Origin of the sequence: Streptomyces sp. NPDC002564 (genome assembly GCF_042889645.1) — a bacterium.
In the GTDB taxonomy this organism is placed as follows: domain Bacteria; phylum Actinomycetota; class Actinomycetes; order Streptomycetales; family Streptomycetaceae; genus Streptomyces.
In genome coordinates this window covers 38,112-61,310 of record NZ_JBIARE010000013.1, presented here as the reverse complement: position 1 = coordinate 61,310, position 23,199 = coordinate 38,112, and the positions used below count along the sequence as shown (strand labels likewise).

General features: G+C 70.6%; 18 protein-coding genes. 11 read left to right on the top strand and 7 right to left on the bottom strand.

Features of this window, described 5'->3' with window-relative positions; all coding sequences use genetic code 11:
* Positions 1-104 precede the first annotated feature (104 nt).
* From ACFYXE_RS33150 to ACFYXE_RS33115, 8 genes are all read left to right on the top strand, one after another.
* Entirely contained in the window at positions 105-3,065 is a 2,961-nt protein-coding gene (locus ACFYXE_RS33150) for a M14 family zinc carboxypeptidase (RefSeq protein ID WP_389318990.1), read from the top strand.
* Positions 3,066-3,253: 188 nt separating this feature from the next.
* Positions 3,254-4,264: a type I glyceraldehyde-3-phosphate dehydrogenase gene (gap, locus tag ACFYXE_RS33145; protein ID WP_361551786.1), complete on the top strand. Its 1,011-nt coding sequence runs from the start codon at positions 3,254-3,256 to the stop codon at positions 4,262-4,264.
* A 101-nt stretch (positions 4,265-4,365) separates the two neighbouring features.
* A complete protein-coding gene (locus ACFYXE_RS33140; RefSeq protein WP_389318987.1) occupies positions 4,366-5,577 on the top strand; it encodes a phosphoglycerate kinase in 1,212 nt (403 codons plus the stop codon).
* Positions 5,578-5,583: 6 nt separating this feature from the next.
* Complete coding sequence (tpiA, locus tag ACFYXE_RS33135; RefSeq protein ID WP_389318985.1) at positions 5,584-6,369, top strand: triose-phosphate isomerase; 786 nt, start codon at positions 5,584-5,586, stop codon at positions 6,367-6,369.
* Between the two features lie 134 nt (positions 6,370-6,503).
* Entirely contained in the window at positions 6,504-6,734 is a 231-nt protein-coding gene (gene secG / locus ACFYXE_RS33130; RefSeq protein WP_055702100.1) for a preprotein translocase subunit SecG, read from the top strand.
* A gap of 159 nt (positions 6,735-6,893) precedes the next feature.
* Entirely contained in the window at positions 6,894-7,229 is a 336-nt protein-coding gene (locus ACFYXE_RS33125) for an RNA polymerase-binding protein RbpA (RefSeq protein WP_003957010.1), read from the top strand.
* Positions 7,230-7,397: 168 nt separating this feature from the next.
* Complete coding sequence (gene pgi / locus ACFYXE_RS33120) at positions 7,398-9,050, top strand: glucose-6-phosphate isomerase (RefSeq protein WP_389318983.1); 1,653 nt, start codon at positions 7,398-7,400, stop codon at positions 9,048-9,050.
* A 101-nt stretch (positions 9,051-9,151) separates the two neighbouring features.
* Positions 9,152-9,640 carry a DUF2087 domain-containing protein gene (locus ACFYXE_RS33115; protein ID WP_389318981.1) on the top strand — a complete coding sequence of 163 codons (489 nt, stop codon included), beginning with the start codon at positions 9,152-9,154 and terminating at the stop codon, positions 9,638-9,640.
* Between the two features lie 51 nt (positions 9,641-9,691).
* Here ACFYXE_RS33115 and pgl read toward each other — a convergent pair whose 3' ends face one another.
* From pgl to tkt, 5 genes are read right to left on the bottom strand one after another with little or no spacing between them, the layout of a single operon-like run.
* Positions 9,692-10,471, bottom strand: coding sequence for a 6-phosphogluconolactonase (gene pgl / locus ACFYXE_RS33110; RefSeq protein ID WP_361175135.1), 780 nt, complete (start codon positions 10,469-10,471; stop codon positions 9,692-9,694).
* Positions 10,468-11,526: a glucose-6-phosphate dehydrogenase assembly protein OpcA gene (gene opcA / locus ACFYXE_RS33105; RefSeq protein ID WP_361175132.1), complete on the bottom strand. Its 1,059-nt coding sequence runs from the start codon at positions 11,524-11,526 to the stop codon at positions 10,468-10,470. The genes pgl and opcA overlap by 4 nt, the downstream gene beginning before the upstream one ends.
* Positions 11,523-13,046, bottom strand: a complete 1,524-nt coding sequence (zwf, locus tag ACFYXE_RS33100) for a glucose-6-phosphate dehydrogenase (RefSeq protein ID WP_389318978.1) — start codon at positions 13,044-13,046, stop codon at positions 11,523-11,525. The genes opcA and zwf overlap by 4 nt, the downstream gene beginning before the upstream one ends.
* 5 nt (positions 13,047-13,051) lie before the next feature.
* Positions 13,052-14,170 (bottom strand): transaldolase, encoded by a 1,119-nt coding sequence (tal, locus tag ACFYXE_RS33095; protein WP_389318976.1) that lies wholly within the window; start codon positions 14,168-14,170, stop codon positions 13,052-13,054.
* Between the two features lie 34 nt (positions 14,171-14,204).
* The gene (gene tkt / locus ACFYXE_RS33090) at positions 14,205-16,292 is read right to left on the bottom strand and encodes a transketolase (protein ID WP_389318974.1); all 2,088 of its coding nucleotides are present in this window, start codon (positions 16,290-16,292) and stop codon (positions 14,205-14,207) included.
* A 419-nt stretch (positions 16,293-16,711) separates the two neighbouring features.
* Between tkt and ACFYXE_RS33085 the strand changes: the two genes are divergently transcribed.
* From ACFYXE_RS33085 to ACFYXE_RS33075, 3 genes are all read left to right on the top strand, one after another.
* Entirely contained in the window at positions 16,712-17,665 is a 954-nt protein-coding gene (locus ACFYXE_RS33085; protein WP_361175195.1) for a heme o synthase, read from the top strand.
* Positions 17,666-17,780: 115 nt separating this feature from the next.
* Complete coding sequence (locus ACFYXE_RS33080) at positions 17,781-18,128, top strand: hypothetical protein (RefSeq protein ID WP_389318972.1); 348 nt, start codon at positions 17,781-17,783, stop codon at positions 18,126-18,128.
* Positions 18,129-18,236: 108 nt separating this feature from the next.
* Positions 18,237-19,343 carry an amidohydrolase family protein gene (locus ACFYXE_RS33075; RefSeq protein ID WP_389318970.1) on the top strand — a complete coding sequence of 369 codons (1,107 nt, stop codon included), beginning with the start codon at positions 18,237-18,239 and terminating at the stop codon, positions 19,341-19,343.
* 40 nt (positions 19,344-19,383) lie between these two features.
* On the opposite strand, the gene ACFYXE_RS33070 is transcribed toward ACFYXE_RS33075, so the two are convergent.
* Both ACFYXE_RS33070 and ACFYXE_RS33065 read right to left on the bottom strand, forming a co-directional pair.
* Positions 19,384-20,412, bottom strand: a complete 1,029-nt coding sequence (locus ACFYXE_RS33070) for a COX15/CtaA family protein (protein WP_361180629.1) — start codon at positions 20,410-20,412, stop codon at positions 19,384-19,386.
* Between the two features lie 4 nt (positions 20,413-20,416).
* Positions 20,417-23,134, bottom strand: coding sequence for a tetratricopeptide repeat protein (locus ACFYXE_RS33065; RefSeq protein WP_389318968.1), 2,718 nt, complete (start codon positions 23,132-23,134; stop codon positions 20,417-20,419).
* Positions 23,135-23,199 lie beyond the last annotated feature (65 nt).

The following is a 23,199-nucleotide window of genomic DNA, read 5'->3' as shown; positions in this document are numbered from 1 at the left end:
GCGTGCGTGCCCCGCGCGCCCTCACCCGCCGTATTGACATGATCATGCACTGTCACGAGCCTGGCATCCCGCACATCTGTGCCGGACAACCGCAAGGGGGGCTCATGAGACGAAGAGCGAGCGCGAGATCGGTTCTCGCGTCCTGCGCACTTCTCGTCGGCGGACTCGCCGCAGCACCGCACGCCCAGGCGAGCGGACCGGAAAAGGCGCCGTCGGCCGACGATCCGGCGGCCGTCCAGGTCTACCGGGCAGAGGTCACCAAGCAGCAGATCCCGCTCCTGGCCGCGGCGGGCCAGGACGCCCAGGAACTCGCCGGACAGACGCCGAAGAGCGGCAAGGGCACCGTCGAGCTCTACCTCACCGGGGCCCAGGCGAAGGCGATCGAGCGCAAGGGCATCGAGCTCAGTGAGCACACGGTGTCGACGGCGGCCGAGAAGCGGCTCAAGGCCGCGGGGGACGGCGTCTTCCGCCCGTACAGCGGCCGGGGCGGCCTCAAGGAGGAGATCGTCAGGACCGGGCAGGCGCACCCCGGCCTCACCAAGGTCGTCTCCATCGGCAAGACCCTCCAGGGCAAGGACATCCTCGCCCTGAAGCTCACCAAGAACGCCAAGAAGTCCAAGGACGGCTCCAAGCCCTCCACGCTGTACATGTCCAACCAGCACGCGCGCGAGTGGATCACCCCCGAGATGACCCGCCGCCTGATGCACCACTACCTGGACAACTACGGCAAGGACCGGCGCATCACCCGGCTCGTGGACTCCACCGAGCTGTGGTTCGTGCTCACCGCCAACCCCGACGGCTACGACTACACGCACGCCGCCGACGGCGAGCGCCAGTGGCGCAAGAACCTCCGGGACGTCAACGGCGACGGCAGGACCGCCCCCGGCGACGGCGTCGACCTCAACCGCAACTTCGCCTACAAGTGGGGCTACGACAACGAGGGCTCGTCCCCGGAGTCGACGAACGAGACCTACCGGGGCACCGGCCCGATGTCCGAGCCGGAGACCAAGGCGATCGACCGCTTCCAGAAGCGCATCGGCTTCACGTACGGCATCAACTACCACTCCGCGGCCGAACTGATCCTCTACGGAGTCGGCTGGCAGGTCGCCACGCCCACCCCCGACGACGTGCTCTACAAGGCGCTGGCCGGCACCCCCGAGAAGCCCGCGATCCCGGGGTACCACCCGCAGGTCTCCTCCGAGCTCTACACCACCAACGGCGAGGCCGACGGCCACGCGGGCAACGTCAACGGCTTCTCGATGTTCACCCCTGAGATGTCGACCTGCCAGACCGCGTCCAACGTGGACCCGGACGACGCCTGGAAGCCCGGGGACTGTGCCTCCATCTTCACCTTCCCCGACGACGAGAAGCTGATCCAGCAGGAGTTCGCGAAGAACGTGCCCTTCGCGCTCGCCGTCGCCGAGACCGCGCTCCACCCCGACCGGCCGGTGTCCGTCACCGACATCGAGGCGCCCGACTTCACCCCCGACTCCTTCACCACCTCCTACGCGCGCGGAGCCGACCAGGAGGTCGCCGTCACCGCCCGCAAGTCGGTGCGCGACAAGGAGCTCAACTACCGCGTCAACGGCGGCCGTACGCAGGACGAGGACCTCAGGGCCTGGAAGGGCGGCGAGACCTACGGCGGCGAGGACAACCTCCACTTCGACCAGTACCGCGCCGAGATCGAGAACGCGCGCGTGGGCGACAAGGTCGAGGTCTGGTTCACCGGCCGGACGAAGAAGGGCCGCACCCAGAGCGAGCACTTCACCTACACCGTCGCCGAGCGGCCCAAGACCGGCACGCTCGTCGTCGCCGAAGAGGGCGCGACGGCCACCCAGACCCAGAAGTACGTCGACGCCCTGAAGGCCAACGGCCGCACCGCCGCCGTCTGGGACGTCGCCAAGCAGGGCGTACCGCACCCGCTCGGCGTCCTGTCGCACTTCTCCGCGGTCGTCCACTACACCGGCGACCCGGTCCCGGGCGCACCCACCCAGCTCGCCCTGCGCGACTACCTCAACGAGGGCGGCAAGCTCATCGAGTCCGGCGAGCGGGCCGGCGGCAACGTCGACCTCGGCGCGGCCCTCACCGACGACTTCGCGCAGTACTACCTCGGCGCCTACCAGCGGCTCAACGCGCCCGGCGTCACCGCCTTCAAGGGCAGCGGGGCACTCTCCGGGGTGAGCACACCGCTGGCCGCCGCCGACACCAACCCGCTGGACAAGGCGGGCCGCTTCGCCGTCACCTCCGAGACGCTGCCCGCCCGGCAGTTCCCGCAGTTCAAGAGCGCCGCGGCGGGCGACTACCCCGGCCTCACCAACCCGTACGCGCCCTTCGAGGGGCAGGGCATGGCCTCGGCCACCCACGCCGACCAGGACTGGAAGCGGCTCACCCGCACCATCGACCTGACCGGCGTCACGGCCGCCGACGCGCCCGAGCTGCGCCTCGCCCTCAACTGGAACCTGGAGCCCGGCTACGACCACGGACTCCTGGAGGCGCACACCACGGGCGCCGACGACTGGACCACGCTGCCGGACAAGAACGGCAACTCGTCCGCCGCCGTCCCCGCCGAGTGCGAGGCCGGCTTCTTCATCAACGGCCACCCGTTCCTGCGCCACTACCTGACCCCCGGCGACAGCGGCTGCACGGCCTCCGGCACCAGCGGGGCCTGGAACAGCTTCACCGGCTCCTCCGGCGGCTGGAAGCCCGTCGCCTTCGACCTCAGCGCCTACGCGGGCAAGAAGGTCGAGGTCTCGCTCAGCTCCGTCACCGACCCCTCCAGCGGCGGCCGCGGCCTCTTCGCCGACAACGCGCAGCTGGTCGTCGGCGGCACCGCCACCGAGACCGAAGGATTCGAGACATCGCTCGGCTCCTGGAGCGTCGCGCCGCCCCCCGCCGGAAGTCCCGATATCACGGGCGACTGGTCCCGGACCGGCGAGCTCTTCCGCTCCTTCGCGGCGGTCACAGCGCGTGACAGCGTGCTGCTCGGCTTCGGGTTCGAGCATGTCCCCGGAAAGGCCGAGAGGGCCGCTCTTATGGGCGCCTCCCTGGCACATCTGCGCGGCTGACGCTGCGTAATCGGGACCTAGGTCCCGGTGGCCCGTACTCCTACTGGGGGGTACGGGCCACAGTGCCGCTTACGGCCCCTCTCGATGTCACCTCAGAGGCTTCAGAGAGGTAGGGTCGGAGGCGGTCGGGGACATCCCATACAACTCGCCGGCGTCTAAAACCGGCGTACCAACGAGGAGATCGGTTCGTGACGATCCGCGTAGGCATCAACGGCTTTGGCCGCATCGGTCGTAACTACTTCCGCGCGCTGCTGGAGCAGGGTGCGGACATCGAGATCGTGGCTGTCAACGACCTGGGTGACACCGCGACCACCGCGCACCTCCTGAAGTACGACACCATCCTGGGCCGCCTCAAGGCCGAGGTGTCGCACACCGAGGACACCATCACGGTCGACGGCCACACCATCAAGGTGCTCTCCGAGCGCAACCCCGCCGACATCCCCTGGGGTCAGCTGGGCGTCGACATCGTGATCGAGTCGACCGGCATCTTCACCAAGAAGGCCGACGCCGAGAAGCACATCGCCGGTGGCGCGAAGAAGGTCCTCATCTCGGCTCCGGCCAAGGACGAGGACATCACCATCGTGATGGGCGTCAACCAGGAGAAGTACGACCCGGCGAACCACCACGTCATCTCCAACGCCTCCTGCACCACCAACTGCGTGGCGCCGATGGCGAAGGTTCTCGACGAGAACTTCGGCATCGTCAAGGGCCTGATGACGACGGTGCACGCGTACACCAACGACCAGCGCATCCTGGACTTCCCGCACTCGGACCTGCGCCGCGCCCGCGCCGCCGCCGAGAACATCATTCCGACCACGACGGGCGCCGCCAAGGCCACCGCCCTGGTCCTGCCGCAGCTCAAGGGCAAGCTCGACGGCATCGCGATGCGCGTCCCGGTCCCGACCGGCTCGGCCACCGACCTCGTCGTCGACCTGCAGCGCGAGGTCACCAAGGACGAGGTCAACGCCGCGTTCAAGAAGGCCGCCGACGACGGCGCCCTCAAGGGCATCCTCTTCTACACCGAGGACCCGATCGTGTCGTCCGACATCGTGAGCGACCCGGCCTCCTGCACCTTCGACTCCTCCCTGACCATGGTCCAGGAGGGCAAGACGGTGAAGATCCTCGGCTGGTACGACAACGAGTGGGGCTACTCCAACCGCCTCGTCGACCTCACCGTCTTCGTCGGCGGTCAGCTCTAGTCACCAGAGCAGGCACGTAGATGTGAGCACAGGGTCCGGACCGCGCAACGCCGCGCGCTCCGGGCCCTGTTGCGCGTCAGCCCACCCAAGGAGTCCAGTTCATGAAGACGATCGACGAACTTCTCGCCGAAGGAGTCGACGGCAAGCGGGTCTTCGTCCGCGCCGACCTCAACGTGCCGCTCGCCGAGGGCACCATCACCGACGACGGCCGCATCCGCGCCGTGCTGCCGACCGTCAAGGCCCTCGCCGACGCGGGCGCCAAGGTCGTCGTGGCCTCGCACCTGGGCCGCCCCAAGGGCGCCCCGGACCCGGCCTTCTCGCTGCTGCCCGCCGCCGAGCGGCTCGGTGAGCTGCTCGGCGCGCCCGTGGCGTTCGCGCAGGACACCGTCGGCCCGGCCGCCCACGACGCCGTGGACGGCCTGCAGCCCGGTCAGGTCGCCGTCATCGAGAACCTCCGCTTCAACGCGGGCGAGACCGCCAAGGACGACGCCGAGCGCGGCCGGTTCGCCGACCAGCTCGCGGCCCTCGCGGACGTCTACGTGGGCGACGGCTTCGGCGCCGTGCACCGCAAGCACGCCTCCGTGTACGACCTGCCGGCCAAGCTGCCGCACTACGCGGGCTACCTCATCGCCACCGAGGTCGGCGTCCTCAAGAAGCTCACCGAGGACGTCAAGCGCCCGTACACCGTGATCCTCGGCGGCGCCAAGGTCTCCGACAAGCTCGCCGTCATCGACGAGCTGCTCGGCAAGGCCGACCGCCTGCTCATCGGCGGCGGCATGGCGTACACCTTCCTCAAGGCCAAGGGCTACGAGGTCGGCATCTCCCTCCTCCAGGAGGACCAGCTCCCGACCGTCACGGAGTACATGGAGCGCGCCGAGAAGAACGGCGTCGAGCTCGTCCTCCCCGTCGACGTGCTGGTCTCCACGGACTTCCCCGACCTGAAGACGAAGGCCCCCGCGGACTTCAAGACGGTCGAGGCGGACCAGATCCCGGCGGACATGGAGGGCCTGGACATCGGCCCGAAGTCCCGCGAGCTGTTCGCCGCGAAGATCGCCGACGCCGAGACCGTGTTCTGGAACGGCCCGGTCGGCGTCGCCGAGCACCCCGACTACGCGGGCGGCACCTCGGCCGTCGCGCGGGCCCTGCTCAACTGCGACGGCTTCACCGTGGTCGGGGGCGGCGACTCCGCCGCCGCCGTCCGTAACCTGGGCTTCGACGAGAATGCCTTCGGCCACATCTCGACCGGCGGCGGCGCCTCCCTCGAATACCTCGAGGGCAAGACGCTCCCCGGCCTCGCCGCACTGGAGAACTGACACTTCATGACTGACAAGACCACCCGCACGCCGCTGATGGCGGGCAACTGGAAGATGAACCTCAACCACCTCGAGGCCATCGCCCACGTCCAGAAGCTCGCCTTCGCCCTCGCCGACAAGGACTACGAGGCCTGCGAGGTCGCCGTCCTGCCGCCCTTCACCGACCTGCGCTCGGTGCAGACCCTGGTCGACGGCGACAAGCTCAAGATCAAGTACGGCGCCCAGGACATCTCGGCGCAGGACTCCGGCGCCTACACCGGCGAGATCTCGGGCCCGATGCTGGCCAAGCTGAAGTGCACCTACGTCGCCGTGGGCCACTCCGAGCGCCGCCAGTACCACAACGAGACCGACGAGATCTGCAACGCCAAGGTGAAGGCCGCCTACAAGCACGGCCTGACCCCGATCCTCTGCGTCGGCGAGGGCCTGGACATCCGCAAGGCCGGCCAGCAGGTCCAGTACACGCTGAACCAGCTCGACGGCGGCCTCAAGGACGTCCCGGCCGAGCAGGCCGAGACCATCGTGATCGCCTACGAGCCGGTCTGGGCGATCGGCACCGGCGAGGTCGCGACCCCCGAGGACGCGCAGGAGGTCTGCGGCGCGATCCGCGGCCGCCTCGCCGAGCTGTACTCGCAGGAGCTGGCCGACAAGGTCCGCATCCAGTACGGCGGCTCCGTGAAGGCGAAGAACGTCGCCGACATCATGGCGCAGCCCGACGTCGACGGTGCCCTGGTGGGCGGCGCCGCGCTGGACTCGGACGAGTTCGTCAAGATCGTCCGGTTCAGCGACCAGTGAGTATGCGGTAGCGGCGATACGTCGTACCCTTGCGGGGGTCGGAGGCTCGACAAGCTGGCTGGAATGCCCGCCGGCGAGAAGCCCCCGGCCCCCGTCGTCGAATCAGATCCGAGGAAGTTGGTCCAGCCGTGGTTATGGGGTTCTCGATCGCCCTGATCGTCTTCAGCCTGCTGATGATGCTGCTGGTGCTGATGCACAAGGGCAAGGGCGGCGGTCTGTCCGACATGTTCGGTGGCGGCATGCAGTCCTCCGTCGGCGGATCCTCCGTCGCCGAGCGCAACCTCGACCGCATCACGGTCGTGGTCGGTCTGCTGTGGTTCGCGTGCATTGTCGCTCTGGGGCTGCTGATGAAGGCGAACAACTAGCGCCAGGCACTCGCCGCTTGTCCGGTGCGCGCTCGCCTGCGCGGCTTATCATGGGGCTTGCGTCCGGGAGAGGGGTGTAACTCCCCACGCTGGACGCGCGTTGGGCCTTACGTAAACTGAGGCGCCCGCAGCAGCACCATCACGCAGGGAGTTACGACCGTGGCAAGTGGCAACGCGATCCGAGGAAGTCGGGTCGGGGCGGGGCCGATGGGCGAGGCCGAGCGCGGTGAGTCCGCGCCGCGACTGCGCATCTCCTTCTGGTGCTCCAACGGGCACGAGACGCAGCCGAGCTTCGCCAGCGACGCGCAGGTCCCCGATACGTGGGACTGTCCCCGCTGCGGCTTTCCGGCAGGTCAGGACAGGGACAACCCGCCGGACCCGCCGCGCACCGAGCCGTACAAGACGCACCTGGCGTACGTACGCGAGCGGCGCAGCGACGCGGACGGCGAGGCCATCCTCGCGGAAGCGCTCGCCAAACTGCGGGGCGAGATCTAGTACTTGAGAACCGGCCGGACACCGAGAAGGTGTCCGGCCGGTTTCTTATGTCGGTACGGGTGCGGACAGACAGTTTCAGACATCTCATACCGGTCCCTGATCGATTAGGTTGGAGGGTGCAGCGGGGCAATGGACGTACGCGGGTACGAGAGAAGGCTGAAGTCCGAGATGAACGCAGAAAGCCGCGCCAGGCTCAACACGACGCCCGAGTGGGCGGCGCTCACGCACCACCGCGAGCAGCTCGGGGAGGTGCGGCTGCGCGAGCTGTTCGCCGCCGATCCGGCGCGCGGCACGACGTACACCCTCCAGGTCGGTGACCTGCACGTCGACTACTCCAAGCACCTGATCACCGGCGAGACGCTGACGCTCCTGCGCGAGCTGGCCGCCGCCACCGACGTCTTCGGGCTGCGGGACGCCATGTTCCGCGGCGAGAAGATCAACACCACCGAGGACCGCGCGGTCCTGCACACGGCGCTGCGCGCCCCGCGGGACGCCGTCGTCGAGGTCGACGGGGAGAATGTCGTCCCGGCGGTGCACGCCGTCCTCGACAAGATGAGCGCCTTCTCCGAGAAGGTCCGCTCCGGCGAGTGGACCGGCCACACCGGCAGGCGCATCAAGAACATCGTCAACATCGGCATCGGCGGATCCGACCTCGGTCCGGCGATGGCGTACGAGGTCCTGCGCTCCTTCACCGACCGCGACCTCACGGTCCGCTTCGTGTCCAACGTGGACGGCGCGGACCTGCACGAGGCCGTGCGGGACCTGGACGCGGCCGAGACGCTGTTCATCATCGCCTCGAAGACGTTCACCACCATCGAGACGATCACCAACGCCACCTCCGCGCGCGACTGGCTGCTCACCGAGCTGAAGGCCTCTCAGGACGCGGTGGCCCAGCACTTCGTGGCCCTGTCGACGAACGCCGAGAAGGTCTCCGAGTTCGGCATCGACACGGACAACATGTTCGAGTTCTGGGACTGGGTCGGGGGGCGCTACTCCTACGACTCGGCGATCGGCCTCTCCCTGATGATCGCCATCGGGCCCGACCGCTTCCGTGAGATGCTCGACGGCTTCCACCTCGTCGACGAGCACTTCCGCACCGCGCCCGCCGAGTCCAACGTCCCCCTGCTGATGGGCCTGTTGGGCATCTGGTACGGCAACTTCCACGACGCGCAGTCGCACGCCGTCCTGCCGTACTCGCACTACCTCTCCAAGTTCACCGCCTACCTCCAGCAGCTGGACATGGAGTCCAACGGCAAGTACGTCGACCGGGACGGCGCGGAGGTGGCCTGGCAGACCGGCCCGGTCGTCTGGGGCACCCCGGGCACCAACGGCCAGCACGCCTACTACCAACTCATCCACCAGGGCACGAAGTTGATCCCGGCCGACTTCATCGGCTTCGCCGAGCCGGTCGCCGACCTGCTGCCCGGCCTGGTCGCCCAGCACGACCTGCTGATGGCCAACTTCTTCGCGCAGACGCAGGCGCTGGCGTTCGGCAAGACGCCCGACGAGGTGCGCGCCGAGGGCGTCGCGGAGGAGCTCGTCCCGCACAAGACGTTCAAGGGCAACCACCCGACGACGACGATCCTCGCCAAGGAGCTGACCCCCTCGGTCCTCGGCCAGCTCGTCGCGCTCTACGAGCACAAGGTGTTCGTCCAGGGCGCCGTGTGGAACATCGACTCCTTCGACCAGTGGGGCGTCGAGCTCGGCAAGGTGCTCGCCAAGCGCGTCGAGCCCGCGCTCACCGAGGGCGTCGAGGTGCCCGGCCTGGACGGCTCGACCACGGCCCTGGTCGCCAAGTACCGCGACCTGCGCGGCCGTTGAGCCCGCGACGCTGAATCCCGGCGGGCGTTAATCGGATGCGGGCGCCCCACCCGGCGGGTGACACTGCTTCGGCTCTGTCATCCGCCGGGAGGGACCCCGTCATGGACCAGCTGCACGCCGCGCTCGCCGACCCCGACAGACTCAGGCTGTACGCACGCATAGTCCTGGACGACCTGCCGCCGCGCGAGGCCGACTCCGCCGTCGCCCGCAAGCACCTGGGCAGGCTGCTGGCCACCGGACTCGTCGAGCGGCTGCCCGACGGATCGCTGCGGGCCGACCCGGGCGTCTTCCGCCGCTCCCCGGGCCCCGTGGACATCCACCCCACCGTGCCGCGCCGCCTCACCGGCTTCTTCGCGCACGGCCGCCTCACCGCCATCCCGGTACGCCCGGTCGTGCGCCACGAACTCCTCGTCCACCTCACGGGCACCCTCTTCGACGCCGGGCGCGCCTACAGCGAGCGCGAGGTCAACGACGCGTTCGGCACCGTCCACGACGACACCGCGGCCCTGCGCCGCTACTGCGTGTCCGACGGGCTCCTGGTGCGCGAGCAGGACGGCAGCAGCTACCGGCGCGTCCTCGTCGACGCCTGAGGGCCCCGCACCGGGTGGTGCGGGGCCCTCAGGACGTGTGCGGCGCGGCGGCTACGCCACGGCCGGCGGATACAGCTCCGGGGGGAGCTGCGCGGCCGCGGCGGCGTCGAGCAGCCACAGCGTGCGCGCGCGGCCGTAGGCCCCGGACGCCGGCGACTGCACCTCGCCGGCGCCCGACAGGGCGATGGCCGCGGCCTGCGCCTTGTCCTCGCCCGCCGCGAGCAGCCACACCTCGCGGGCCGCCCGGATCGCCGGGAGCGTGAGCGAGACACGGACCGGCGGGGGCTTCGGCGCGCCGTGCACGCCGACCACCGTGCGCTCGGTCTCGCGCACCGCGGGCAGCTCGGGGAAGAGCGACGCGACGTGCGTGTCCGGGCCGACGCCGAGCAGCAGGACGTCGAACGTCGGCACCTGGCCGTGGTCCTCGGGCCCCGCGGCGGCGGCCAGTTCGGCGGCGTAGACCTCGGCCGCCGCGTCCACCTCGTAGGCGCCGTCGGACGCCGGCATCGGGTGCACCCGGGCCGGGTCGAGCGGCACCGAGTCCAGCAGCGCCTCGCGGGCCTGCGTGTAGTTGCGCTCCGGGTCGCCGTCCGGCAGGAAGCGCTCGTCGCCCCACCACAGATCCAGGCGCGACCAGTCGATCGCGTCCTTGGCCGGGGAGGAACCGAGCGCCGCCAGCAGGCCGTTGCCGTTGCGCCCGCCGGTGAGGACCACCGACGCGTGGCCGCGGGCGGCCTGCGCGTCGACGATCTTCGTGATGAGGCGGGCCGCGGCGGCCTGCGCCATCAGCTCCTTGTCGCGGTGGACGACGAGCTGCGGGGTGCCGCTCACTTCGCGGCCGCCTTCTTCGCCGGGGCCTTCTTGGCCGGCGCCTTCCCCGCGGACTGCTTCGGCCCGTCGGCGGAGGAGTCACCGGCGGAACCGGTGGACTTCTCCTCGGCGGGCGCCACCTGCTCGGCGGACTCGCCCAGGCGGTCCACGCCGTACTTCAGCGCGGAGGCGTAGGTGTCGTCCGGGTCCAGGCGGCGCAGCTCCTCGGCGATCAGCTCGGCCGTCTCGCGGCGCTTGAGCGCCACCGCGCGGTCGGGCTGCCCCTGGATGGAGAGCGTCGCCAGCGAGCCGTCGGCGCGGTCGAGCACGATGGGACCGCAGCTGGTCTCCATGCGCACGCCGGTCAGGCCGGGGCCCGCCGACAGCGAGCGCTTGACCGGCACGTCGAGCCGGTCCGCGAGCCACATGGCGAGCAGCTCGCAGCTCGGGTTGAACTCCTCGCCCTCCACCTGCACCGAGGTGACCTTGCAGGTCACCTGGTCGAGTGCGGCGGCGAGCATGGAGCGCCACGGCGTGATGCGGGTCCAGGAGAGGTCCGTGTCGCCGGGGTGGTAGGCCTCGGCGCGCGCGGTCAGCTCGTGGATCGGCTGCTCGGCCGCGTAGGTGTCCGTGACGCGGCGCTGGGCCAGGGCGCCCAGGGGGTCCTTGGCGGGGTCCAGCGGGGCGTTCACCGGCCACCAGGCGACCACGGGGGCGTCCGGCAGCAGCAGCGGCAGGACGACCGACTGGGCGTGGTTGAGCACCTCGCCGTACAGCCGCAGGATCACCGTCTCGCCGGTGCCCGCGTCCGCGCCCACCCGTACCTCGGCGTCCAGGCGCGAGGTGGTGCGGTCGCGGGGCGAGCGGGCGGCGCGCTTGATGACCACGAGGGTGCGCGAGGGGTGCTCGCGGGAGGCCTCGCTGGCCGCCTTCAGGGAGTCGTAGGCGTTCTCCTCGTCGGTGACGATGACGAGGGTGAGCACCATGCCGACGGCCGGCGTGCCGATCGCGCGGCGGCCCTGCACGAGCGCCTTGTTGATCTTGCTGGACGTGGTGTCCGTAAGGTCGATCTTCATGGCCGACGCCAGCTCCGTCCGTCTCGTGCGAGCATTTCGTCCGCCTCGGTCGGGCCCCAGGTGCCTGCCGGGTACTGCGCGGGCTTGCCGTGCTTGTCCCAGTACTCCTCGATGGGGTCGAGGATGTTCCAGGACAGTTCGACCTCCTCCGTGCGCGGGAAGAGGTTGGCGTCGCCGAGCAGCACGTCGAGGATCAGGCGCTCGTACGCCTCCGGGCTGGACTCGGTGAAGGACTCGCCGTAGGCGAAGTCCATCGACACGTCCCGGATCTCCATGGAGGTGCCGGGCACCTTCGAGCCGAACCGGACCGTGATGCCCTCGTCCGGCTGGACGCGGATGACGATCGCGTTCTGCCCGAGCTCCTCGGTGGCGGTGTGGTCGAAGGGGGAGTGCGGAGCGCGCTGGAAGACCACCGCGATCTCCGTCACCCGGCGGCCGAGCCGCTTGCCGGTGCGCAGGTAGAACGGGACGCCCGCCCAACGGCGGTTGTCCACCTGCAGCTTGATGGCCGCGTAGGTGTCGGTCTTCGACTTGGGGTCGATGCCGTCTTCCTGGAGGTAGCCGACGGCCTTCTCGCCGCCCTGCCAGCCCGCGGCGTACTGCCCGCGCACGGTGTCCTTGCCGAGGTCCTTCGGCAGCTTGACCGCGCCGAGCACCTTCGCCTTCTCGGCGACCAGCGCGTCGGCGTCGAAGGAGGCGGGCTCCTCCATCGCGGTCAGCGCCATCAGCTGGAGCAGGTGGTTCTGGATGACGTCACGGGCGGCGCCGATGCCGTCGTAGTAGCCGGCCCGGCCGCCGATGCCGATGTCCTCGGCCATGGTGATCTGGATGTGGTCGACGTACGACCGGTTCCAGATCGGCTCGAACATCTGGTTGGCGAAGCGCAGCGCCAGGATGTTCTGGACGGTCTCCTTGCCGAGGTAGTGGTCGATCCGGAACACCTGGTCCGGGGCGAACACCTCGTGCACGATCGCGTTCAGGTCCTGCGCGGACGCCAGGTCGTGGCCGAACGGCTTCTCGATGACGGCGCGGCGCCAGGAGCCCTCGGGGGCGTCGGCGAGGCCGTGCTTCTTGAGCTGCTGGACCACCTGCGGGAAGAACTTCGGCGGCACCGAGAGGTAGAAGGCGAAGTTGCCGCCCGTCCCCTGCGCCTTGTCGAGGTCCTGGATGGTGGCCTTCAGCTGCTCGAAGGCGTCGTCGTCGTCGAAGTTGCCCTGGACGAAGCGCATGCCCTGGATGAGCTGCTGCCAGACCTCCTCGCGGAAGGGCGTGCGCGCGTGCTGCTTGACGGCGTCGTGCACCTCCTGCGCGAAGTCCTCGTCCTGCCACTCGCGGCGGGCGAAGCCGATGAGGGAGAAGCCCGGCGGCAGCAGACCTCGGTTGGCGAGGTCGTAGACGGCAGGCATCAACTTTTTACGGGACAAATCGCCCGTGACGCCAAAAATGACCAGGCCCGACGGCCCCGCGATACGCGGGAGCCGTCGGTCTGCGGCGTCACGCAGCGGATTGCTGCTTGACAAGGTGGTCAGCCCTTCGAGGGAGCGAGCCGGGAGAGTTCGGCCTCGGTCGACTTGAGCAGGTCGTTCCAGGACGCCTCGAACTTCTCGACGCCCTCGTCCTCCAGGAGCTGCACGACCTCGTCGTACGAGATCCCGAGCTTCTCCACGCCGGCGATCTCGGCGCGCGCGGCGTCGTAGGTGCCCGCGATGGTGTTGCCGGTGATCTGACCGTGGTCGGCGGTGGCCTCCAGGGTCGCCTCCGGCATGGTGTTCACCGTGTTCGGCGCGACGAGGTCGTCGACGTACAGGGTGTCCTTGTACGCCGGGTCCTTGACGCCGGTCGAGGCCCACAGCGGACGCTGCTTGTTGGCCTGCGCCTTGTCCAGGGCGGCCCAGCGGTCCGAGGAGAAGACCTCCTCGTACGCCTCGTAGGCCAGCCGGGCGTTGGCGAGGGCGGCCTTGCCCTTGAGGCCCTTGGCCTCGTCCGTGCCGATGCCGTCCAGGCGCTTGTCGATCTCGGTGTCCACGCGGGACACGAAGAAGGACGCCACCGAGTGGATCTTGGCGAGGTCCAGGCCGCGCTCCTTGGCCTTCTCCAGGCCGGCGAGGAAGGCGTCCATGACCGCGCGGTAGCGCTCCAGCGAGAAGATCAGCGTGACGTTGACGCTGATGCCCAGGCCGATGACCTCGGTGATCGCGGGCAGGCCCGCCTTCGTCGCCGGGATCTTGATGAGCGTGTTCGGGCGGTCCACCAGCCACGCGAGCTGCTTGGCCTCGGCGACCGTGGCCGCCGTGTCGTGCGCCAGGCGCGGGTCGACCTCGATCGACACCCGGCCGTCCTGGCCGCCGGTCGCGTCGAAGACCGGGCGCAGGATGTCGGCGGCGTCACGGACGTCCGCCGTCGTGATCATGCGGATGGCCTCTTCGACGGTGACCTTGCGGGCGGCGAGGTCGGCGAGCTGCTGCTCGTAACCGTCGCCCGACGAGATCGCCTTCTGGAAGATCGACGGGTTGGTCGTGACGCCCACGACGTGCTGCTGGTCGATCAGCTCGGCGAGGTTGCCGGACGTGATCCGCTTGCGCGACAGGTCGTCCAGCCAGATCGCGACGCCTTCTTCGGAGAGGCGCTTGAGTGCGTCTGTCATGGAATTACATCTCCTACTTGGTCGTATACGGGCGTCAGCGCTGAGCGGCGGCGATCGATTCCCGCGCCGCCTCGGCCACCGCGTCGGCGGTGAACCCGAACTCGCGGAAGAGCACCTTGGCGTCCGCGGAAGCACCGAAGTGCTCCAGCGAGACGATGCGGCCGGCGTCGCCCACGAAGCGGTGCCAGGTCAGACCGATGCCGGCCTCGACCGCCACCCGCGCCCTGACGGACGGCGGCAGGACGCTGTCGCGGTACCCCTGGTCCTGCTCCTCGAACCACTCGACCGACGGCATCGAGACGACGCGCGTCGGCACACCGGCGGCCTGCAGCTGCTCGCGCGCCTCGACGGCGAGCTGGACCTCGGAGCCGGTGCCGATGAGCACGACCTCGGGCGAGCCGCCCTCGGCCTCGAACAGGACGTAGCCACCCTTGGCGGCGTCCTCGTTGCGCTCGTAGGTCGGCACGCCCTGACGGGTCAGCGCGAGGCCGTGCGGGGCGCCCTTGCCGAACTCCTTCGTGTAGCGCTTGAGGATCTCGCGCCACGCGACGGCGGTCTCGTTCGCGTCGGCCGGGCGCACGACGTTCAGGCCCGGGATGGCGCGCAGCGAGGCCAGGTGCTCGACCGGCTGGTGGGTCGGGCCGTCCTCGCCGAGGCCGATGGAGTCGTGCGTCCACACGTACGTCACCGGGAGGTGCATCAGCGCGGACAGCCGGACGGCGTTGCGCATGTAGTCGGAGAACACCAGGAAGGTGCCGCCGTAGATGCGGGTGCCGCCGTGCAGCGCGATGCCGTTCATCTCCGCGGCCATGGAGTGCTCGCGGATGCCGAAGTGCACGGTGCGGCCGTACGGGTCCGCCTCCGGGAGGGGGTTGCCCGCGGGGAGGAAGGAGCTCGTCTTGTCGATCGTCGTGTTGTTCGAGCCCGCGAGGTCGGCGGAGCCGCCCCACAGCTCGGGGATGATCCCGCCGAGCGCCTGCAGCACCTTGCCGGAGGCGGCACGCGTGGCGACGGCCTTGCCGGTCTCGAACTCCGGGAGCTTCTCCTCCCAGCCCTCGGGCAGCTCGCCCGCGGCGATCCGGTCGAACTCCGCGGCGCGCGCGGAGTTCGCGGTGCGCCAGGCGGCGAAGCCCTTGCTCCACTCGGCCTTGGCCTCGCGGCCGCGGTCGAGGGCCTTGCGGGCGTGCGCGAGCACCTCGTCGGAGACCTCGAAGGTCTGCTCCGGGTCGAAGCCGAGGACGCGCTTGGTGGCGGCCACTTCCTCGTCGCCGAGCGCCGAGCCGTGCGCGGCCTCGGTGTTCTGCGCGTTCGGCGCGGGCCACGCGATGATCGAGCGCATCGCGATGAAGGACGGGCGCCCGGTCTCGGCCTTGGCGGCCTCGATCGCGGCGTAGAGCGCGGCGGGGTCGAGGTCGCCGTCCTCCTTGGGCGCCACGCGCTGGACGTGCCAGCCGTACGCCTCGTACCGCTTGAGGGTGTCCTCGGAGACCGCGGTCTCGGTGTCGCCCTCGATCGAGATGTGGTTGTCGTCCCACAGCAGGATCAGGTTGCCGAGCTTCTGGTGCCCGGCCAGCGACGAGGCCTCGCCGGAGATGCCCTCCTGGAGGCAGCCGTCACCCGCGATCGCGTACACGTAGTGGTCGAACGGGGACGCGCCCTCGGCGGTCTCCGGGTCGAACAGACCGCGCTCGTAGCGGGCCGCCATCGCCATGCCCACGGCGTTGGCGACGCCCTGGCCCAGCGGGCCCGTGGTGGTCTCCACGCCGACCGTGTGGCCGTACTCCGGGTGGCCCGGGGTCTTGGAGCCCCAGGTGCGGAAGGCCTTCAGGTCGTCCAGCTCCAGGCCGAAACCGGCCAGGTAGAGCTGGATGTAGAGGGTCAGGGACGAGTGGCCCGCAGAGAGGACGAACCGGTCACGGCCGGTCCACTCGGCGTCCGCCGGGTCGTGGCGCATCACCTTCTGGAAGAGGGTGTACGCGGCGGGCGCGAGGCTCATGGCCGTACCGGGATGGCCGTTGCCGACCTTCTGTACGGAGTCCATGGCCAGGACGCGAGCGGTGTCAACGGCCCGCTGGTCCAGTTCGGTCCACTCGAGGTCTGTGGTGGTCGGCTTGGTGCTCACCCTGAGTCAGGGCTCCTCTCCACATGTCGAATGCCGGCGGTGTAGATCCCACCGGCCGATGTCGAGCCTACCGCTGCTAGAACGCTCATTTTTTCGAGTCATTCCAGACTGCAGTGACATGCGAGGATCCGCCTCCCGAAAGGAAAGCGCGGGCATTCGGCAAGTGAATATGGGGTCGCTCATATGTCCGCTCATAAGGTCACCGGTACCGCCCGTTTGTCCGCTCAATGAACACCCGGTTCCGCTCAGCTGACGGCTCAACTCGCCACGGACGCCGTTCGACCGGTCGCCCAACACGAACCCACCCCCGCGAAGGGCGAGGTATGGGCAACGTCTACAGTGGCGTGGTACGCGCGGGCCTTTACCGCTTCTTCATGTCTGAAGGCGCTGGTCGGCCCGCTGGGATGTCTCTGTCAGGGGTGTGCGTGACGGCCGTTGAATCCCGTCCAGCGGGGGTTTCCGGGACGGACCTTAGCCCGAGCCATCGGCCGTTCGGGGCTCGTGTCAAGGCCTTCGTGGCGCTGACCAAGCCACGGATCATCGAGCTGCTGCTCATCACCACCGTTCCGGTGATGTTCCTCGCCGAGCAGGGGGTGCCCGACCTGTGGCTGGTCTTCGTGACCTGCCTGGGCGGATACCTCTCCGCGGGGGGCGCGAACGCCCTCAACATGTACATCGACCGCGACATCGACGCCCTCATGGACCGCACGTCGCAGCGGCCCCTGGTGACCGGCATGGTCAGCCCGCGTGAGTGCCTGGTGTTCGGCATCACCCTCGCGGTGGTCTCGACCCTGCTCTTCGGCCTCGCCGTCAACTGGCTGTCGGCCTGGCTCTCACTCGGGGCGCTGCTCTTCTACGTGGTCGTCTACACGATGATCCTCAAGCGCCGCACCTCCCAGAACATCGTCTGGGGCGGCATCGCGGGCTGCCTGCCGGTCCTCATCGGCTGGTCCTCGGTGACCAACTCGATGTCGTGGGCGCCGGTCGTCCTCTTCCTGGTGATGTTCTTCTGGACGCCGCCGCACTACTGGCCGCTCTCCATGAAGGTCAAGGACGACTACGCGCGCGTGGGCGTCCCGATGCTGCCGGTCATCGCCTCCAACAAGGTGGTCGCCCGCCAGATCGTCCTCTACAGCTGGGTGATGGTCGCCGTCTCGCTGCTGCTGCAGCCGCTCGGCTACACCGGCTGGTTCTACACCGCGGTCGCGCTGGTCACCGGCGGCTGGTGGCTGTGGGAGGCGCACGGGCTGCAGAACCGCGCCAAGGCCGAGGTCACCGGCGGCAAGCTCAAGGAGATGCGGCTCTTCCACTGGTCCATCACCTACGTCTCGCTGCTCTTCGTGGCCGTCGCGGTGGACCCCTTCCTGCGTTGATCCCGCGCTGATTCCCGCGCTGAGCACCGCCGCGCCGACGGGCGGGGTGCGTGGTGTCCAACACCACGCACCCCGCCCGTCGCCAGTTGATCTACCCGTCGGTAGCATCCTGCCCATGGCAGACACGCAGCAGGTGGACGACAGCAAGCAGGCCGCGAAGGCCGAGCGCAGGGCGGCCCGGCTCGCCCGGCAGATCGGCTCCTTCGCGCAGGCCCACGGCGGCGCCGAGGCGCAGGTCGCCTACATCGGCCACGAGGGCACCCGGATCGTCCTGGTGGGCGCGGACGGCGGCTGGGGCGACCTGGTGGCCCCCACGTACGCCATCGCGCGGAGCGCCGTCGAGAAGGCCGGGGTGACCGTCCACGAGGACTTCGACGGCGAGTTCGCGGCCAAGGTCAGGACCGGCCCGTACGAGTGGAAGCGGATGGCCGGCATCCAGCTCGGCGGCCCGAGCAACGGCTGACGTCCGGCCGTACTTCGGCCGAGACCGGCCGTGAGCAACACCTGACGCCCGGTTCACCCGTTAGGACCGTAAGAACGTAAGAACACGGTCCACTCATCGGGAGTCCGGATGATCGAAACGCCGTCCCTGGTGGACCAGTACTGCCACGGCGTCCTGCGCACGGAGCTGGGCCTCGGCACGTTCGAGGCCCACCTCGGCCGGGGCGGGGGCCCGCCCGCCCCCGGCACCACCTTCTTCGACACCCAGACCGGCTTCGCGGTGCGCCGCTGGTGCCCGCCGCTGCTCGGCATGGAGCCGCACTGCCCGCCGGCCCGCTATCTGGCCCGCCGCAGGGAGCTGGGCGTCCTGGAGTCCGGGCGGCGCCTGCTGCGCGGCAGCGGCATCACCACCTACCTCGTCGACACCGGGCTGCCGGGCGACCTGACGGGCCCCGCCGAGATGGCCTCCACCGGCGCCGCCGCCGCCCGCGAGATCGTCCGCCTGGAACTGCTGGCCGAACAGGTCGCCGACACCTCGGGCACCGCCGACTCGTTTCTCGCCAACCTCGCCGAGTCCGTGCACGCCGCCGCCGTCGGCGCCGTCGCCTTCACCTCGGTGGCGGGCGTGCGCCACCCCACCGCGCTGGCGCCCGAGCCGCCGGGGCCGGGCGAGGTGCGGGGCGCGGTGGGCCGCTGGCTCGCGGGGCGGCAGGTGGGCGGGGCGCTCGCCGATCCCGTGCTGCTGCGCCACCTGCTGTGGATCGCGGTGGCCTCGGGACGGCCGCTGCAACTGCACGCGGGCGCCGGGGACCCGCAGACCTACTTCGGGGACTTCGCGCGGGCCACCGCCGGGCTCGGCACCGACCTGGTGCTGCTGCACGGCTACCCCTACCACCGCAGCGCGGCCCACCTCGCGGCCGTCTTCCCGCACGTGTACGCCGATCTGGGCCCCGCCCTGGTCAGCACCGGGGCCCGGGCGGCCGCGGTGCTCGCGGAGATCCTCGAACTGGCGCCGTTCGGCAAGCTGCTCTTCTCCAGCGGCGCGCACGGGTTGCCCGAGCTGCACGTCGTGGGGGCACACCTGTTCAGGGAGGCCCTCGGACGGGTGCTCGGCACCTGGGTCGCGGAGGGCGCCTGGTCGCTCACCGACGCGCAGCGGGTGGCCGGGCTGATCGCCGCGGGCAACGCCCGGCGGGTCTACGGCCTGCCGGACGCGGGGGAGCCGTGCGGGGCGTAGGCCTCTCTGCGCGCGGCGCGGGCCCCGGGACGCGCCCCGCTCAGACCGTCGAGAGCCGTGAGTCGTCCGCCTGCGCGGGCAGGTCGGCCGTGGTCACCGGCCGCTCGCGCAGCGAGAGCAGGACCCGCAGGACCGCGATCCACACCAGGCACGAGCCGAACATGTGCAGGCCGACCAGGAGCTCCGGCAGGTCCGTGAAGTACTGGACGTAGCCGATCGCGCCCTGCGACAGGAGGATCAGGAAGAGCTGGCGGGTGCGGGCCAGCGGTCCCGGCGGCGCGTCGACCGCCTTCAGGACGAACCACAGGGCGAACGTCAGCGTCACCACGATCCACGCGAGGACCGCGTGCAGCTTGCTGACCGCCTCCCAGTCGAAGCCCATCCGCGGCACGTCGCTGGAGTCGCCCGCGTGCGGCCCCGAGCCCGTCACGACGGTGCCCACGGCGATCAGCAGCACGGAGGCGGCGACCAGCACCCAGACGAGCTGCACCACGGCCTTGCCGACCAGCGGGCGCGGCTCCGCGTCGCCCTCCCGGGTGCGCTGCCACATGGTCCCGGCGACCGCGATCAGGGCCGAGGAGAGCAGGAAGTGCGCCGCGACCGTCCACGGGTTCAGGCCGACGAGGACCACGATGCCGCCGAGCACGGCATTGCCCATGACCAGCCAGAACTGGGTCCAGCCGAGCCGGGTCAGGCTGCGCCGCATCGGCTTCTGCGAACGGGCCGCGATGATCGCCCAGCCGACGGCCGCGCACAGCACGTACGTCAGCATGCGGTTGCCGAACTCGATGACGCCGTGGAAGCCCATCTCGCTCGTCGCGGTCAGCGACTGGTCCGTGCACTTGGGCCACGTCGGGCAGCCCAGGCCCGACCCGGTCAGGCGCACCGCGCCGCCCGTCACCACGATGACCACCGTCATGACGAGCGAGATCAGGGCCGCCTGCTGGACGGTCCGCTGGGTGGGGGTCCAGCGCTCGGCGATGAAGGCGAGCGGGTTCCGTGCGGCTTGAGCGATGTCGGCTCGGGTCACGTTTGGCACGCGCACCATCGTAGGGGGCCGCTTGTGCATGTCTTCACGAGGGGGACGAGTCGGCCCAGAGCGACCGGTGGATGCCCTGCGCGCGAGACCGGAGCTCCGCCGCTGCCGCCGGGTCCGCGGCGCAGTCGGCGAGGAATGCGTACACCGCCACCAAGCAGGGGTGTTCCTCGCCCAGGCCGGTGACGAAGATGCGTTCGGCGGTGCGCAGCGCCCGCTCGGCGCCGTCCCGGTCGCCCGCGGCCCGCAGCACCGGGCCGAGCCGGGAGAGGGTCTTCGCCCGGTAGTGGTGGTCGGGGCCGTACGCCGTGACGTAGATCTCCTCGGCCTCGCGCAGCGTGGCGGCGGCCTGGTGCGGGTGGCCCTGCGCCCACTGGAGCGAGCCGAGCTTGTTGAGGCAGGCGGCGTAGGTGTGGGCCTCCGTCGTGCGGCGCTTGCCGAGCAGCGTCAGGACCGGCCCCAGGAGCTCGTGCGCCGCGGTGAGGCGGGCCTGCGCCTCGGCGCGCAGCCGGCGCTTGCGCAGCGGGCTGCGGGCGGCGCGGGAGTCCGCCTTGCACCGCTGGCCCGTGCGGCGCAGCACGTCCGCGAGGAACTTGGCGACCTGCGCGGTCTCGAAGTCCTCCGCGCCGCGCTTGGTGCGGAAGACCTCGTGGGCCGCCGAAAGCTCCCGCTCGGCGGTCGCCAGGTCGCCCCGGTCCTGCGCCACGATCCCCACGTCGCGGCGGAGCATGGCGTGGAACAGCACGTGCTCCTCCAGGCCGGTGGAGCCGCCGCCGCCGACCAGGTCGCGGGCGCGCCCGTAGCAGTCGAGGGCGTCGGTCAGGCGGCCCGCGTTGCGGTGGATCATGCCCGCCTCCTGTTCGGTGACCGCCCAGTCCAGCACCTCCCAGCCGGAGCCCTGGTGTTCGTAGATCCGCAGCGCCGCCTCCAGGTAGCCGCCCGCCTCGCGGAACCGGTTGCGCTCGCGCAGGATGCCGCCGAACTGCCGGCAGCAGCGCGCCCGCACCTGCTGGAAGGCCTCGTCGTCCTTGTGGGTGTCGCACAGCGCGAGCGCCCGGCCGCAGGCCGCCTCCGCCGTGTCCAGGTGGGCCAGCAGGTAGTGCTGGCGGGCGACGGCGAGATAGGAGGTGGCCAGGGCGTGGTCGGAGCCGGTGTCGATGCGGCGCAGCTCCGCCTCGCGGGTGAAGAAGGCCAGCGCGCTCTCCCAGTCGCAGCGGTGGTTCTGGTAACTGCCCGCCCGGTGCAGCAGGCGCACCAGGGCCTCCGGGTCGCGGGCCGCGCCCAGCTCGCCGTCGCTGTCCGCGGCCCAGGCGGGCTCGGCGGTGACCGCGTCGACGTGCGGCATGAGCCGCTCGCAGGAGCCGCGCGACTCCAGCTGGTCGGGGACCAGGGGGAAGGCGGCCTCGATCAGCCGGACCGCGGCCTGCGACCACTCCAGGCGCTCGTGGCCGGTCAGCCGGGAGCGGATGAAGATCTGCACCCGGGGGTGGATGCCGTACGTCACCGGTTCCGTGCGGCCGTCGCCCTGGCGGGTCATCAGGGAGTGGTGGACCAGCTTGAGGACGAGCCGGGTGAAGGCGAGCTGGTCGTCCATGACCAGGCGGAGCCGGTCGGGCAGGACCGAGCGGTAGCGGAAGAGGGTCGTGCGGGGCACGTCCTCGGAGGCGAGGAACGAGCACAGCCGCATCAGGTCCTCGGCGGCCGGCTGCTGCGCGCCGATCCGCTCGATCGCGAGCTCGAAGGTCTTGGCGTCGCTGTCGGCGCTCTGCTCGGAGAGCCGCTGCAGATAGGCGTCGTAGTCCTCGCCCCGGACGCTGATCTCGGCCTGCTCGATGTAGGCCCCCGCCTGCTCCAGGGCGAGCGGCTGCCAGCCGAGCTGCCGGCCGAGCCGGGCCAGGCGCTCGTCGGCGTCCGAGCCGGTCCGCAGCCGCAGGAAGGCCATGCCGTCGGCCTCGTCGTAGACGGCGAGCTCCACGGGGTCCGGGCACAGGCCGGTCCAGCCCTCGCGCAGCTGCGTGGTGATCAGCACCTCGCCGACGCCCTCGGGCGGCAGCAGGGGCTGCAGCCGCTGCTGGCGGTCGACGGGCCCCTCGCCGGTCGCCTCCGGGCCGTCGAGCTGGACGTTGTCGTAGACGAGGAGCCAGTCGGGGTGGTCGCGCAGCCAGCTCCACAGCCGGGTCAGGACGACGGTCTTCGACTCGTGGTACGGGATGCCGAGCAGCTCGGCCAGTTCGAGGAGGTCGCACAGCAGCCGGTCGGGGCTCGCGGCGTTGAGCCACCGGGTCAGGCTGTGGTCGGCCAGCTTGTCGTGCGCGTAGGCGGTGGCCAGCTGCGACTTCCCGACGCCGCCGGTGCCGTGGATGACGCAGACGCGGCGGTCCCTGCCGCCCTTGCGCGAGCGCAGGGACCGCTCGACGCGGGCCATCTCCCGCTCGCGGCCGACGAAGTAGCGGGAGCGGAAGGGCAGGTTGTTCGGGGGGTAGGCGGTGGGGGACGCGGGGTCCTCCACGGGGCGGCCCTGCGGCGGGGCGGCCGCGGCGACGAGCGACACCATCCCCAGCACGACGAAGCCGACGAGGATCCACATCAGCGGCCCGCTCGTCTTGTCCTTCAGCAGCGCGACGAGGGCGATGCCGACGCCGGAGAGGGCGGTGGCGCCCGCGGTGAGCCGTTTCACGGTGACGGAGACGCGCTTGCGCGTCAGGTCGAACTGCCTGCGGGCACCGGTGAATAAGCCGGAACTTAATACGGACATCAGTTCCCCCTGTCTGCCCCGCCCGTGCCGTGCGCAGTACAGTCCCATTCTCGGGGGAAAACCAT